General features: G+C 46.3%; 13 protein-coding genes. 3 read left to right on the forward strand and 10 right to left on the reverse strand.

Going from position 1 to position 14,749, the window contains the following annotated elements; all coding sequences use genetic code 11:
• Positions 1 to 25 precede the first annotated feature (25 nt).
• From speB to metK, 5 genes are read right to left on the reverse strand one after another with little or no spacing between them, the layout of a single operon-like run.
• Positions 26 to 907 (reverse strand): agmatinase, encoded by an 882-nt coding sequence (speB, locus tag ABE021_RS01150; protein ID WP_430286327.1) that lies wholly within the window; start codon positions 905 to 907, stop codon positions 26 to 28.
• The gene (speE, locus tag ABE021_RS01155; protein WP_430286328.1) at positions 876 to 1,730 is read right to left on the reverse strand and encodes a polyamine aminopropyltransferase; all 855 of its coding nucleotides are present in this window, start codon (positions 1,728 to 1,730) and stop codon (positions 876 to 878) included. The genes speB and speE overlap by 32 nt, the downstream gene beginning before the upstream one ends.
• Positions 1,727 to 2,161, reverse strand: a complete 435-nt coding sequence (gene speD, locus ABE021_RS01160) for an adenosylmethionine decarboxylase (protein ID WP_430286329.1) — start codon at positions 2,159 to 2,161, stop codon at positions 1,727 to 1,729. The genes speE and speD overlap by 4 nt, the downstream gene beginning before the upstream one ends.
• Positions 2,162 to 2,163: 2 nt before the next feature.
• Positions 2,164 to 3,654 (reverse strand): aminotransferase class I/II-fold pyridoxal phosphate-dependent enzyme, encoded by a 1,491-nt coding sequence (locus tag ABE021_RS01165; protein WP_430286330.1) that lies wholly within the window; start codon positions 3,652 to 3,654, stop codon positions 2,164 to 2,166.
• Complete coding sequence (gene metK, locus ABE021_RS01170) at positions 3,654 to 4,835, reverse strand: methionine adenosyltransferase (protein WP_430286331.1); 1,182 nt, start codon at positions 4,833 to 4,835, stop codon at positions 3,654 to 3,656. Before metK ends, ABE021_RS01165 begins: the two co-directional genes overlap by 1 nt.
• A gap of 656 nt (positions 4,836 to 5,491) precedes the next feature.
• On the opposite strand from metK, the gene ABE021_RS01175 reads away from it, so the two are divergent.
• Positions 5,492 to 5,800 (forward strand): hypothetical protein, encoded by a 309-nt coding sequence (locus ABE021_RS01175; protein WP_430286332.1) that lies wholly within the window; start codon positions 5,492 to 5,494, stop codon positions 5,798 to 5,800.
• Here ABE021_RS01175 and ABE021_RS01180 read toward each other — a convergent pair.
• The 4 genes from ABE021_RS01180 to ABE021_RS01195 all read right to left on the reverse strand — a co-directional run bounded on the left by ABE021_RS01180 (position 5,790) and on the right by ABE021_RS01195 (position 10,552).
• A complete protein-coding gene (locus ABE021_RS01180) occupies positions 5,790 to 6,233 on the reverse strand; it encodes a small multi-drug export protein (RefSeq protein ID WP_430286333.1) in 444 nt (147 codons plus the stop codon). The two genes, ABE021_RS01175 and ABE021_RS01180, sit on opposite strands and share 11 nt — an antisense overlap.
• Before the next feature lie 57 nt (positions 6,234 to 6,290).
• Positions 6,291 to 8,891 carry a DEAD/DEAH box helicase family protein gene (locus ABE021_RS01185; protein WP_430286334.1) on the reverse strand — a complete coding sequence of 867 codons (2,601 nt, stop codon included), beginning with the start codon at positions 8,889 to 8,891 and terminating at the stop codon, positions 6,291 to 6,293.
• A 133-nt stretch (positions 8,892 to 9,024) separates the two neighbouring features.
• Entirely contained in the window at positions 9,025 to 9,933 is a 909-nt protein-coding gene (locus ABE021_RS01190; RefSeq protein ID WP_430286335.1) for an acetamidase/formamidase family protein, read from the reverse strand.
• 82 nt (positions 9,934 to 10,015) lie between these two features.
• A complete protein-coding gene (locus ABE021_RS01195; protein WP_430286336.1) occupies positions 10,016 to 10,552 on the reverse strand; it encodes a helix-turn-helix domain-containing protein in 537 nt (178 codons plus the stop codon).
• A gap of 113 nt (positions 10,553 to 10,665) precedes the next feature.
• Here ABE021_RS01195 and ABE021_RS01200 point away from each other — a divergent pair, with 113 nt between their 5' ends.
• Entirely contained in the window at positions 10,666 to 11,946 is a 1,281-nt protein-coding gene (locus ABE021_RS01200) for an MFS transporter (RefSeq protein WP_430286340.1), read from the forward strand.
• Positions 11,947 to 11,959: 13 nt separating this feature from the next.
• Positions 11,960 to 12,949, forward strand: a complete 990-nt coding sequence (locus ABE021_RS01205) for an ornithine cyclodeaminase family protein (protein WP_430286337.1) — start codon at positions 11,960 to 11,962, stop codon at positions 12,947 to 12,949.
• Positions 12,950 to 13,016: 67 nt separating this feature from the next.
• On the opposite strand, the gene ABE021_RS01210 is transcribed toward ABE021_RS01205, so the two are convergent.
• Positions 13,017 to 13,466, reverse strand: a complete 450-nt coding sequence (locus ABE021_RS01210; protein WP_430286338.1) for an OsmC family protein — start codon at positions 13,464 to 13,466, stop codon at positions 13,017 to 13,019.
• Positions 13,467 to 14,749 lie beyond the last annotated feature (1,283 nt).

Here is a 14,749-nt window from a genome sequence, read left to right on the forward strand (position 1 = left end):
ACGGCTTTCTTCTATTATATATACTTCACTTTGACAGGGTTAAGAGCATCTCGCGGATCGTTTTACATGCGACTGCTGTCGAAGCACCTGACGGATCGTATTGTGGAGATAATTCCACCACGTCCGCTGCGACGATATTTCTGAGTGTTTGCAGCTGTCCGATTGCCGTAAGCAGTTCACGATAAGTGATGCCGCCTGGTTCCGGAGTTCCCGTTCCAGGGAATGTCCCCGGGTCCAATACGTCCAAGTCGATTGTCACATAGACCGGAACGTCTTTCAGCGATTGAACCACATCTGCAAGTGTATCCAGTGTGAACTTCTCCAAATGCGTGTGTGTCTTTGCCCACTCAAACTCACTTTTCAAACCGGAACGGATTCCGAACTGGTAGATACGGCCATCTCCAAGGAAATCATGGCAGCGCCGGATGACAGATGCGTGCGATAACGGTTCCCCCATATAGTCTTCACGCAAATCGGTATGCGCATCGATATGGATCACGTGGAGATCCGGGAATTTGTCATAAGCTGCCCGTATTGAAGGTAAGCTTACTAAATGCTCCCCGCCAATCATGAGAAACTTCTTGCCGTCCGCCAAAACTTCAGTGCTGAACGTTCCGATTTGCTGAAGAACACGTTCCGTATTCCCGAAAGGTAATTCCAAATCTCCCCCGTCAAAAACCGATGCATCTTCCAGGTCTTTGTCCAGATAAGGGGAATACGTCTCCAATCCATAGGAGTCAGGACGGATCGCTTGGCCGGCAAAACGGGTGCCAGGCCGGAAGCTTGTCGTCCCGTCAAATGGAGAACCGAATAATACGATTTCAGCTTCTTCATATGAGGTTTCACAGCCGATGAATGCGTTCGAACTCAATGCATTATTCTTCACTATCAAGCGCCTCCCGCACATAACTCGGCAATGCGAATGCTCCGTAATGAAGGTCTGTATTGTAATACTTCGTCTGCAAACCGATGGCGTTCCACACGGCTGCATCTGCGTCCTTCAACGGATCGAGTGACTTCGAAGCGAATCCGAAAAGCCAGTGACCCGATGGATACGTTGGCATATGGTATTGATAGACGTGTGCAATCGGGAAGATTTTTTTGATTTTCGTACGTGCTTTCTTCATGTTCTCCGCATACTCAGGGAAATAAGGAGACTCATGCTGGTTGATCAAAATCCCTTTGTCATTCAGTACTCGGTAACATTCTTTGTAAAAGGCTGTTGTGAATAACCCTTCCCCTACGGATACCGGATCTGTGGAATCGACGAGGATCAAGTCAAAAGAAGCATCCGGAGCGTTTTGCACGTAAGCAAGTCCGTCTCCAAAAGCGAGTTCCATACGCGTGTCTTCTTCTACACCTGCAGCTGTAATCGGCAAATACTGTTGGCACAGGCGGAATACTTGCTCATCGATTTCAGCAAGTACGACGTGTTCCACACCGGGATAGCGCAGCACTTCACGTGCCGTACCTCCATCTCCCCCGCCAATCACGAGCACTTTTTTAATATCCGGGTTCGTTGCAAAAGCCGGGTGGACAATCATGTCATGGTAAATGAATTCGTCTTTTTCGTTGACCATCATCAAGCCGTCCAATGTGAAGAATGTCCCGAACTCCTTGCCTTCATAAAAATCGATTTGCTGGAAAGGTGATTTCTCGCTGTGCAAATGTTTTTCGTATCCGATGGAAAACTTGCAGTCTTCGCTCCACTGTTCTGTATACCAACTCATCCGTTCACACCTGCCAGTACAGGTTTCACCGTCACTTCTTCAATCTCTTTTTCTGCAAACTGACGGATCTTCTCCACCATTCCGCGCGGTACTTCAAAGGACTCCACTTTTTTTGCTTGCAGCTTTTCAGCCAAATAATCCGCCGCTTTCCAAGGGCTGACCGAATCACCGCATGTGTAGACATCTACAGAAGCGAATCCGTACTCTGGCCACGTGTGAATCGTAAGGTGGGACTCAGCGATAATGACAGCACCCGATACCCCGTATGGATTGAAATGATGAAACACGGATTCAACGATGGTTGCTCCAGAATAATCTGCAGCCTCTTTCATGAACTGCTCAATCACTTTGTTGTTCTCGATAATTTCACTCGGGCACCCATAATATTCAATCAACACGTGGCGTCCTAGCGCCGATAATTCTAAACTCATCCTTAATATCCCCCTTTTACGACAGTCACGCTGCCAGTTCGTTTTGACTCAGATAAAACTGTACCGAATGCACGTTCATAGTAGGTATAATGCTGAATCACTTCACATGTGATCCGTTCACCAGGAATCACCAAAGGAATTCCAGGAGGGTAAATCATTAATGTATCCGCACTGATCCGCCCAATCGCATCGTCGATCACCACCGACTCTTGTTCTGCGTAAAACGCTTCGCGCGGTGTCATGACGAGTTCGTTCACAGAATCCACAACCGTCCAGGCCGAGTGGAGAACATTCGGTTTCGTACAAGTTCTTTCTATATCTAATAACGCATCTTTCAAGCGTCCAATCGAAATTTCCGTATCTGCCGGTGTGATCACGGCCATGACGACGTATCCTTCCGCAAGTTCCATCTGGATACCATAGCGTTGCTTCAATAGTGAATAGACTTCAAAACCAGTCAACCCGAGTCCGTTCACCCGGATCACTAATTTCGTCCAGTCATGAGACTGCTGAAAGCGACGGTTCACATATCCGGTTTTCAATACCTCATAATGTGCACCTGATTCGATTGCTTGGACTGCTTCTTCGACAATCGGTTTCAGACGTTGGAACTCCTCCGCTCCGTGGAGAACGAGTTCTCTTCTAGCCGCATCCAGTGAGCTCATGAGTAAGTAGTTGGCGCTCGTCGTTTGCAGCATTCCAGTCACTTTTCTAACTTTATCTGCAGATAGGCGAGTGCCTTGAAGGAGAAGGAGTGAACTTTGCGTAAGCGAGCCGCCTGTTTTGTGCATGCTCGTTGTAACAAGATCTGCTCCTGCTAGAATTGGGTCAGTCATTCCATCCATCACTTTTAAATGCGCACCATGTGCTGCGTCGACCAATACGGTGACCCCTGCAGCATGGGCGAGGACACAGATCTTCTCAAGATCCGTCATCGTTCCGAAATACGTCGGATACGTAATGAGCAATGCTTTCGCAGTCGGATTTTCTTGCAATGCTTGTGTGACCTGCTCAACTGAGACCCCGTGTGAAATTCCAAAATGGTCATCCACATCCGGTTGTATGAAAGCTGGTACAACTCCACTTAAAATCATTCCGTCAATCACCGATTTATGGCAATTGCGTGGGACTAGAAGTGTCTCACCAGGTTTACATGAAGCTAGAATCATCGCGTGTATCCCGACTGATGATCCATTGACCAAGAAAAAAGCATGATCTGCTCCATAACCTTGAGCAGCCAAATCTTGTGCATCTTTAATGACTGATTTCGGATGACTCAGCAAATCCAGCTCCGCCATCGAATTGACGTCCATTTTCAGCGCTTGCACGCCTATTGCATCCTGGAAGGGAGTTTTCATTGCGCCCATCTTGTGTCCTGGTACATCGAACGAAACCGTTTCGGAGTTTGCATATCCGACGAGCGCGTCAAATAGCGGTGCGTCCGTTTGGAGAAGGGTTCTAGTTGGAACTGTCGTCTCTTTGACGATGCTCATCAGCACCCGGCTCCGACAGTGTTATATACAGATTGTTTTAACGCATCGACTTTGTTCGTACGCTCCCATGGCAGATCGAGTTCCGTCCGCCCGAAATGTCCGTACGCAGCTGTCGCCTGGTAGCGGGGAATCCGTAGTTCAAGCATGTCGATAATGCCCGCAGGTGTCAGGTCAAATACTTCACGCACTGCACGAAGCAATTGCTCATCCGCAGCGTTTCCTGTTCCGAACGTATCGATTGCAATGCTGATCGGTTCACTCACACCGATTGCGTAGGACAGCTGAATTTCACATTGCTTCGCAAGTCCTGCTGCGACCATGTTTTTTGCGACGTATCGCGCAGCATATGCCGCAGAACGATCGACTTTTGTGCAATCCTTACCGGAAAATGCACCGCCTCCATGACGGGCTGCCCCGCCATACGTGTCGACAATGATTTTTCGTCCTGTTAACCCTGCATCTCCATGAGGACCGCCAGTGACAAAACGCCCTGTAGGATTAATGAGTACGCGGAATTGCCCTTGTAAATTGAATTCCTCGACGGTGCTGAAGATGATTTCCTCTTTCACATACGTTTCGAACGCTTCTTTATCAAAATCCCCATCATGCTGGATCGACATCAGAATCGTATCGATCTTCGGTGTTTCTTTTGCTGTATAGTCAATCGTCACTTGTGATTTCATATCTGGGCGGGCCCAGCGGAACTGTCCATTTTTCCGAAGGACCGACGCTTTTTTCACAAGTGCATGCGCCAATTCAATCGGCAAAGGCATGAATCCTGCTGTTTCATCCGTTGCATAACCGAACATGAGGCCTTGGTCTCCTGCTCCGATTTCCTTCGTATCACTAGAAGTATCCACTCCCATTGCGATATCTGGAGACTGGGTGTGAACGAGTACTTGCACGTTGCATGATGAGCCATCGATCCCAAGTTCATCGTTCGTATATCCGATTTCAAGAAGCGTTTGTCGAGCGATTTTTTCAATGTCCAACACTGCTCCTGTTGTGATCTCTCCACCAACAATTACAGTGTTCGTTGTCGTAAACACTTCACAAGCAACCCGTGAAAATGGATCCTGCGCGAGCGCTGCATCCAATACTGCATCCGAAATCTGGTCTGCAATTTTGTCTGGATGCCCTTCTGAAACCGACTCTGAAGTAAATAAAATCTTTTCAACCAATTAAATCCGCTCCTTACAAAAAATGTTTTTTGGAGCACAAAAAAAGCTCTCCTACAACCTAAGGAAAGCTTCGATCTGCATCAGCTGCTTATCCTCTTATTGTTCACAGTTTCATAGCGAAACTGCGCTCAGGTTGGGCGCCCTATTCAATAATTACTTCGAATGGGTTTGCCACCGCATCGTCGACCCCTCGTCTCCGCGGCTACTAATAAGAATGACTTTATTCATGCTGAAAACAATAGTATAGGATTGTGTTTTTCATGTCAATATATTTCCGCAAATTAATTGAATGAAAATTAAAATGGTTAAATAGTGTTATGAATTTATACAGACTAGATAAAAATATGGTTTGTCGCCGTTGTTTTCCGCTTCCGGCGGACGCTTTCCGCTCCAAACAATTAATCTATCCGAACTACACTTTCGACAGGGAAAGACTCTTTTTGTTAGTTGTGGATTCAACAAACGAATGTTGGTAGACTGTAAACCATGGAAGTCAAATCATTCTGAAAGTTGCTGGATGTACGCTGAAACTGATTCTCATGATTTCTGCATTCCCTCTGACAATTGTCATAGTAGGGATTTCCGGCAACCTCCTGTATAAGAAAACACTCCGCCAGAAAAGCTGGTTTGAAGGCCTTCGGCTGGAGTTTGAATCTGTGGATTGTGCGCATACAAAAGCGATTCCCTATACCGAAACGTTCGGGATTTCGTTCAAACGAAAAGAAAAGCGGATGAAGAAAGTGATTATCAACAAAAGTGAAATATGGAAGGATATCACCTACCGCCTCCATTGTGACGCATGCGGCAAAAAACGCTACTTCCATATGATTGCTACGCCGGAAGCGATCGCCTATCAGAAACACAGGATCCAATACATTCTCGGAACGTTCGGAGCTATTTTCCTTGTGTATGGCGTTATCGTCGCTCCGGTTCTTACGTTCCTTTCTAAGTTGTTTAATCTTTAACAAAAAAAGAAAAGCCCATAGCTGTAGCCACGCCAAAAACAAGCGACCAAAGTGCAATACTGATGGTCATCCAAACTACTGTTTTTCGTTTGGATGCTCCGAAAAGCAAAGCGAAAAAGGCTGCGATGTGTGTGCCAATCAAGATGGGTCCTGCAAGTGAGAGTCCTGCAACCCCGTATTTGTCCATGATCTTTCTTCCACGGAGTTGCCGCTTCGATTCCCCTTTTAAATTTTCACCTTTGCGGCTTCTGTACCATTCCTCAATGCGCTGGTACAAGAAGATCAGCAAGAGAACCGTCAGCATATTCCCTGCAAATGCTAAGAGAATTACCCAAAACGGAGACAGCCCCCTAACAATTCCCACTGGGATGACAATCGCAATTTCAAGTGCGGGTACGGCTGCTCCTAAAAATACAAGTATGTACTCAATCATAGTTTCTCCTCTCCGTCATTCAAGTCCTGTTGCTCACCAGTTTTTTCAAGTGACCGTCTATCTCCATACGCTCAATCGCTCGGATTTGTCCTGGAATATAGCTGACATTGCAGCAAGCCTCGCAACAAGCAATTCTTCTCTTCCATCAGGTGTTCGTGTATACGTCAAGGTAGCGTGATCCACATGACGATTCCATTGTTTCAGGAAGTACTCTGCATACTCTTTTTTTCGTCCAATCTCCTCAGGAACTGAATGGAAGTCACGTCGTTGAACGAAGAGAAGTTTGGACGTTCTCACGATCAGATATCTCGGATTTTCAATTGGGTCAAGCAACTCTTGCATCGCCCTTAGGAAAATCGTCTGTTCATGAGTCGTCCCCTGATCCAAACTGCAAAACACCGACTCCCCTTCCTCTATACGGAAGCGGTTTTCTGACAAAGGAATGGATAGCAATCCAGCATGAAACAGTGACTCATAGACTGCAGTTGCTGCCTGAATCATACTGCGTTCCAACGATCGATGCCTTACCCCCGCTTTTCCTGCCTTCCAAAGGTACGGAGAAGCGATTACGATTCCAACGAGCAATGCGATCAGCAAGCGTTCTTTCGATATAGTAAATGGATTGGGTCCCATCACTTCTCTTGCAGTTTCAAAAAACACTGCTGCTCCTACAATAACTAACGATTTGACAGTGGTTGCGTAGACAAAAGGTTTCGGAATCTTTGAACGTTCCACCGCCACTTCTTCTTTCCTTTCGCCACGTTCAGCAGTTCCCACAGCATGTTGCCATCTTTCCTGTAAGGATGTACGGTTCGCCGCCCGTTGAAGCGTCTTCTGATTTTGCTGCTCCACAACATTACCTGCATCCGGGTTCTTCTCCAAATGCAGTCTCTCGATACCTGATCGGATGAGGGGGAGTTCGGCATCCAGCCCGATTAACGAATGGAATCGCCGCTCAAGTGCAATCTGGTCCGGCCCTCCTCCATCCATTACTGGCTGAACACACACTAAATGCCAGATGGCAGCCGTTTTTTCAGGATTGCCTGCTTGAGTTCGAATGGCGCGTCCCCTCATTTGATTGCTTAACATATAACTTCCAACCGTCGAAGCGATGATAAGGGAATTGATGGCAGGCGCATCCCAACCTTCTCCGAGCAGCGCTGCGGTACCGATCAGCACATGGATTTCACCTCTGGAAAACACTTCTGTCATGAGGGAGGTGACGAGTTGCCGATCCGAATCGACGACTAGTTGTAAATACCCTTCATCCTGTGCGTGCGGGATGGAAGAAAGCGTGACTCCTCTTGCCATTGCCAGTTCAGAAAGCATCGGCCATGCAGTGGCTGGAATTATGATGAGGGAGCCCGTCAAGACACCTAGTCTCGTATTATCTCCTGATGTTCTGCGCAGTCTTTCAAAGATAGGGGCGACCCCTAAACGAACAAGCGATTTTTCATCGTCCGCGGTTGTTGGAAGATCCTCTTTATGAATGTAATCCGCTAAAATCACTTGTCGCAGTGAATGCTCTAAATGTTCTGTTTCAAACGAGACAATCTCTTCGATGCTTTTTAGTTTAGTCACACTTTTCACGAGGGTTTGCTGGATGGCATGGCTCGAACGGAGCATGACCGTACGGCGTTCAATCGCTCCAATCCTGGATAATTCCAATCGGACCGGCTTTAATATCGGATGGTCGCCGTCGTAATGTGGATCTTTGTAAAGAAGTCCATTGACTAGTTCCTCCAGCCATATGAGGGAAAATTCGGGGATATTCTTTTCGTTTCCACCGATAATCTCCAGTCCACGCTGCCAATTCCCACTTCCTGCTTTCCTCAAAAACAGCATCATGCTTGTGTAATAGGCTGGACTGCTAAGCAACTCATCCATACACTCTTCCGGAGTCAGAATCCAGGGGTGCCCTTCCAACAGACCGAGGAATTCCTGATTGGCGAAGAGCTTCTCAGCAACTGCATCCACGGACCGATGGAATTGTGCAATCATCCCTGCTTCTTCCGGTGAAGGGACAGATGCATACACATAATCCTGGTGCGGACATAGATCCCCCTCACGAATGAGTTCCGGAACGTAGATCTCTTCATCAATCGGACCGCAAAGCTGTATGTAGTTGTTCCATTCCCGTTGCTCCGCATCATAAGGCGGTGTTGCGGTTAGTGCGACGACGTTCGGTTCGTGCAACCGGTCCCTGAACGTAATCGCACTTTGCCACCAGGACGAGCGCAAATGATGGGCTTCGTCCAAAATGATCGTTTTGAAGTTCATAGCATCGAATGCAGTGAAGAACGTTTCTAGATTTTCCCCTTTTAACACGCTATGTAATGTTTGGTAGGTTGTCACCGTTACTGTAGCCGGGTTACGCAACTCGGTCGAAATCCAATCCGGCTTCACAGGTTCTTGCAGAAACGACTCAACAAACCGTTCAATCCACTGATTGCGGATGGCAAGTGTCGGTGCCACGATGAGTGTGGGTGCATCTAGCCTCAGCATCACTTCAAGGCCGAGAACCGTTTTTCCTGAGCCTGGCGGTGCGACTAAATGGAGATGCCTGTTTTTCAAATGCTCGTTCAATTCCGCAAGAATCCGCGCCTGGTAGGAACGCCACGGATGACAAAAAGTTATATTTTTGTCAAAAACATTCATGACCATCCCCCTCCACTCTCCAACTGCATTTTAGTAGCTATACGTGACGTGGTTACCAAAAGTTTCAGTTGGATTGCGTTTAACCAAAAAGGAAAACCAGCTCCTACCAATAGAAGCTGGTCCCGTAATCCACTTAACTAGTTAATAATGGGGCTCCATACGTTTCCAGTACATAACGCGGAACGAAGAAACGAACCGTTACAAGGGGATCCACGACTTGGCTCACTTGCACTTGCCCAACTGCACTCAATAACATCGTGACTTCCGCCAAACTGAGTTTTGTCCTTTCAGCCAATAGGTCTGCAGTTTCTTCGACCGCAATTTTCACTGCTTCGTCCAGCGTGCTCGCTGAAACCAGGAAGGTGAATCCTTTTTCATTTTCAAGTAAAGGATGATGGAGCGGCGTGTTTTTAATGACATCCAACGTTACGACCGCACTGCCTGGGACCTCTATTCCAGAAACGCCAACTTCCCCATCTCCCATTGCTGCATGGAAATCACCTAACGCGAAAAGTGCGCCTTCCGCATGCACCGGAAAGTACAACACTGCGCCTTCCGTAATCAGCTTCGTATCCATATTGCCGCCATGAGAACCTGGCGTTCCACACGAAATCGGCTCCCCTTTGGGTGCGACACCAATGACGCCGATCATCGGATTTAAAGGAATGGACAATCGATCGTTGAATTTAGCCATACCGTTTTCAATCGGTATGATTTTCGTTTCAAGTTCTGTCAACCGATGCCCCATCACACCAAGTTCAGGTCCAGTGGACATCACTCCTTGGTTACCGATATTCAGCTTTTGGATCGTCACTTTCAGCACATCCCCGGAAGCTGCGCCATTCACGTAAACGGGACCCGTAGCCGGATTAATAGCATCCCAATCGATACCACTAAGTTTCGTTTCTGCAGTCTGGATCTGGTTTTTAAAACAATCATACGTCTCAATTTCAATGGTGGTTCCCGCATCGATTCTCTTTACTGGTGGATGTGTTTTACTGAATGTATAAATGACATCCTGGCACGACAACGTTTCCGTCACGATTCATCATCCTTCCGTTAGGTTTTATCTATTCTAGCAAAAGAGTTCTACAAATTCACTTCATAACCTTCCTTACATCATGCTAGATATCTGAGCTAATACACAAAAACCGGGTTTCTTTTGCTCCATAGTTAAACCAATAATGTGGCCTTGCAGAGATGTACATGATTTTCTCCCCCGGCAATAACTCATGGTATCTCCCATCCAATTGGACTGTAAGATTTCCCTCAAGAACGTAGATGAATTCTTGACCGCTATGTACAATCGGACTTCCGTCAGTTTCACCTGGTTGAAGGGTGACAAGCATCGGAACGAAATCTCTTTTTAATAGGTTTGCACCTAAATCTTCATAGAAAACCCCATTATTTCTACTTCTCTTTTTAGTGACAGCAGAAACCTCCATACCCTCTGCCTCTTCGTATTGTTCAAAGAACCGACTTGGACTTACTTTTAACGCTATCGCAATTTTTTTAATAGACTCCAAAGTGGCAGAGGATTTCCCTCTTTCCAGTTGCGATATGAAACTGATGGAGTATCCTGTCAATTCAGAAACACTTTTTAATGTCATGGCCTTTTCAATTCTAACTTTTTTAATTTCTTGTCCAATTTCTGTTGTCATTTGAAAACGCTCCCAATAGTTTGTATTGACAGAATAATATCTTAACTCTATCATATTGGCAAAGGGAATTGAAGTGTCACTTCAATTTATTCAAAGGGGGAATAGGTATGGAGATAAGTAAAAAGCAACTAAACAAGGTTTTAATTGCAAGTTTAGTAGGAAGTTCAATCGAATGGTTCGACTATTTTCTATACGGAACAGTGGCAGCTCTCGTCTTCAACCAAGTCTTTTTTGTGAATGACGACCCTACTGTAGGCCTTCTTCTAGCTTACGCTTCCTTTGCGTTAGCATTCTTCATCCGTCCATTCGGTGGAATTATATTCAGTCATATCGGTGATCGAATCGGACGAAAGAAAACTCTTGTAATTACATTAAGCCTTATGGGAATTGCAACCATTGGAATGGGATTACTCCCCACTTACCAAGCAATTGGGATTTGGGCACCGATTCTGCTTATCACGCTACGTTTGATCCAAGGATTAGGAATTGGCGGTGAGTGGGGCGGGGCATTGCTGTTAGCCGTTGAATACGCACCAAAAGACAAACGCGGTCTATTTGGTTCCATACCTCAAATGGGGATTACAATTGGTATGATGCTAGGGACGCTCGCATTATCTATTATTTCTCTACTACCTAATGATTCCTTCATGACCTGGGGTTGGAGAATACCATTTCTACTAAGTGCTCTTCTTGTGGTATTTGGTCTATGGATACGAAAAGGTATCGATGAGACGCCATCGTTTAAAGCCGTACAAGAGCGTGGAGAAATTCCTAAGTTGCCAATCGCCACCACACTAAAAACACACTGGCGTGAAGTACTAATCGCAATAGGAGCAAAAGTAGTAGAGACTGCACCTTTCTACATATTCAGTACATTCATTGTATCCTATGCAACAACAAATCTTGACTACTCACGGACTGCTACTTTAAATGCCGTGATGATAGCAACCGTTATTACGACTATTTTGATTCCAATTATGGGTAGCCTTTCTGATAAAGTAGGGCGGAAAGTATTGTATATTTATGGATCGGTAGGAATGATCCTATTCGCATTCCCTTACTTTTGGTTGATTCACCAAGGGTCAGTAACCTTACTTGTGATCGCTACAATTATCGGATTAGGCATTATTTGGGCTCCGATCACCGCCGTCCTTGGCACGATGTTTTCAGAAATCTTTTCCGCCGAGGTACGATACACAGGAATTTCCCTTGGCTATCAAGTAGGAGCCGCCCTTGCTGGTGGAACTGCTCCTCTCGTTGCAACAGCTTTGCTCGCCAAATTTAACGACTCTTATATCCCTGTTGCACTTTATATCATATTTACAGCTGTAATCTCGTTAATCGCAATATTAGCTGTAAAAGATAGACATAATCAAGAATTAGATGAAGCTTGAAAGGAAGGATATAATGTTAATTATTAATGAACATGAGATAAAAAATTGCTATGTGATGAAGGATGCGATACAAGATGTACGACACATACTCGCTTCAATGACTGCTGCAAAAGTCGAAAATCCTCATCGCACAGTCATTGAGTTCCCTTTAAACAGCGCCTCGGTTTTGTATATGCCTAGCGCAGACAAAGTTCAAGAAATCGCTTCTGTGAAAATCGTATCAATTTTCCCGGAAAACCCTTCACAGGGGAAGCCCACTACTCAAGGAACCATGTTACTAACCGATACATCTGATGGTAGTCATCTCGCACTAATGAACGCGTCCTATCTTACAAGATTGAGGACAGGCGCTCTTTCTGCCATAGCGACTGACTTACTCTCTAAAAAAAATTCTAAAGTTCTCACTGTAATCGGTACAGGTGCTATGGCATTTGAACAAGTACTTGGAATACTAGAAGTCCGTGCAATCCAGAAAATATATCTTGTAAACCCCACACTCAAAAAGGCTGAAGCATTTAAAGAACGTCTTCGCTCAATGAACGTTGAACAGGAGATCTCCATTCAACCGCTTGAACAAAAATCTACTGCCATTCAGCTAGCTGACATTATTTGCTGCAGTACACGATCTGTAACCCCTGTATTCGATGGAGATGATATTCAACCAGGCACCCATGTTAATGGAGTAGGATCCTATCTTCCTCACATGAGAGAAGTCGATTTCAACTTTATCGAACGTTGCAGCAAAATTGTCGTCGACGATTTTGCGGGAATACGTGAGGAAGCAGGAGAACTGATTCATGCAAACGAACAAAATTCATGGTCGTTTGACTCAATCCACGGCGAACTTAAGGATGTTGCCTCCGGAAAAATTTCATCTCGGAAAAATGATGATGAAATCACCTTTTTCAAATGTGTAGGAGCAGCTTATTTCGACTTAGCTGTTGGAAACGGTGTCTATAAGAAAGCAGTCCGTGATAAATTCGGAACAACGATTGACCTTTAAGGCAACCAGTCACCTATCAAAGAAAGAGACGTATTCCATAATAGGAACTCGTCTCTTTCTTTTCACTTCACTCCGCACTAGATACTGTCGCTTCAAGCTCCACTTCTACGTTTCCTTTGATCGCCTTGGAAATCATACAGTTCCTCTCCGCTTCGACTATCAGTACATTCAATTTTTCAAAGTCAGCTGCACTTGCTTCGGGTTTCAATGAAACTGTCGGCTTATGAACAATCTTTTTATATGTGAAGACTCCCCTGGTCACATCGACAAACCCGATGGATTCGAGTGACATGTTCTCCAGAGGTAAATGAGCCCGTTCAATCATCGCTGCCAATGTAATGATATAGCACGTAGCCGCTGCCCCCAGCAGCATTTCATCCGGATTCGTCCCGATGTTGGGGCCCTCCATCGCAGAAGGTATCGAAATTTTGGTTTGCAGATTGCCAGCTTCTATATACCCTGCGCTGTTGCGACCACCTGGCCAAACCGCCGTTAAATGGAATTCATGTTCCGCCATATTTACACCTCTTTTTCTACAGTCATACTATGTTGCTCTACCCCATTGTAGCTCCGTATAACCCACATTGTACGATCAATGCAATATCCTCTGCTTACTCGTCAATCACAGTATACTAGTTTATAAAGGTGGCGTGCGCATGAAGCAGCTTGCCTTATATCGGATTGTCAGGATTGTCTGGATGTCTATCGTATTTTTCATACAAATGACTTCGTTCCAACGCCGACGTCGAGGGCGGTTCACACCTGCCGACAATGCAAAATGGGAGCAGCTCGTGACACGCCAGGCACGGGTTTACACCCCTTCCCCAAACAAGCGAAGCGCCACCAATCAGTCCCTTCCCTCTCTTGAATTGTGTCCCGTTATCGAGAAATTTCGCTAGATGTCGGGGAAATCCCTCTGGGTGATGGGGAAACTCGGCTATGTGTCCGGGGAATCTCTCCGCGTGTCGGACAATCCATCCGATCTGTCGGACAACGGGATTAGGGGGCATCCAGCTTGTTAGCACTGCCCTAAAACAAGCGAAGCGCCACCAATCAGTCCCTTCCCTCCCTTAAATTGTGTCCCGTTATCGAGAAATTTCGCTAGGTGTCGGACAAATTTCTCTGGGTGATGGAGAAACGCTGCCCAGTGTCCGGGTAATCTCTCCGCGTGTCGGACAATCCACTAGTTCTGTCGGACAACGGGCTAAGTCGTCTTTCAGCGTGTTAGCCCTCCCTAAAACAAGCGAAGCGCCACCAATCAGTCCCTTCCCTCCCTTGAATTGTGTCCCGTTATCGAGAAATTCCGCCAGGTGTCGGGGAAATCCCTCTGGGTGATGGGGAAACTCGGCTATGTGTCCGGGGAATCTCTCCGCGTGTCGGACAATCCACTAGTTCTGTCGGACAACAGGCTAAGCCGTCATTCAGCGCGTTAGCCCTTCCCCAAACAAGCGAAGCGCCACCAATCAGTCCCTTCCCTCTCTTGAATTGTGTCCCGTTATCGAGAAATTCCGCCAGGTGTCGGACAAATTCCTTTGGATGATGGAGAAACGCCGCCCAGTGTCCGGGTAATCCCGCCGCATGTCGGACAATCCACTAGTACTGTCGGACAACGGGCTAAGCCGTCATCCAGCGTGTCAGCACTGCACTAAAACAAGCGAAGCGCCCCCAATCAGTCCCTCCCTCCCTTGAATTGTGTCCCGTTATCGAGAAATTCCGCTAGGTGTCGGACAAATCCCTTTGGATGATGGAGAAACGCCGCCCAGTGTCCTGGAAATCTCTCCGCATGTCGGACAATCCACT

Source organism: Sporosarcina gallistercoris, assembly GCF_050459885.1.
GTDB lineage: Bacteria > Bacillota > Bacilli > Bacillales_A > Planococcaceae > Sporosarcina > Sporosarcina gallistercoris_A.

Excerpts from the sequence above, each read along its gene's own strand:
- ABE021_RS01180 (WP_430286333.1), bottom strand. The coding sequence starts at position 6,233 with ATGATTGAGTACATACTTGTATTTTTAGGAGCAGCCGTACCCGCACTT.
- speB (WP_430286327.1), bottom strand. The coding sequence starts at position 907 with ATGTGCGGGAGGCGCTTGATAGTGAAGAATAATGCATTGAGTTCGAAC.
- ABE021_RS01185 (WP_430286334.1), bottom strand. The coding sequence starts at position 8,891 with ATGAATGTTTTTGACAAAAATATAACTTTTTGTCATCCGTGGCGTTCC.
- ABE021_RS01205 (WP_430286337.1), top strand. The coding sequence starts at position 11,960 with ATGTTAATTATTAATGAACATGAGATAAAAAATTGCTATGTGATGAAG.
- speD (WP_430286329.1), bottom strand. The coding sequence starts at position 2,161 with ATGAGTTTAGAATTATCGGCGCTAGGACGCCACGTGTTGATTGAATAT.
- ABE021_RS01165 (WP_430286330.1), bottom strand. The coding sequence starts at position 3,654 with ATGAGCATCGTCAAAGAGACGACAGTTCCAACTAGAACCCTTCTCCAA.
- speE (WP_430286328.1), bottom strand. The coding sequence starts at position 1,730 with ATGAGTTGGTATACAGAACAGTGGAGCGAAGACTGCAAGTTTTCCATC.
- ABE021_RS01195 (WP_430286336.1), bottom strand. The coding sequence starts at position 10,552 with ATGACAACAGAAATTGGACAAGAAATTAAAAAAGTTAGAATTGAAAAG.
- ABE021_RS01210 (WP_430286338.1), bottom strand. The coding sequence starts at position 13,466 with ATGGCGGAACATGAATTCCATTTAACGGCGGTTTGGCCAGGTGGTCGC.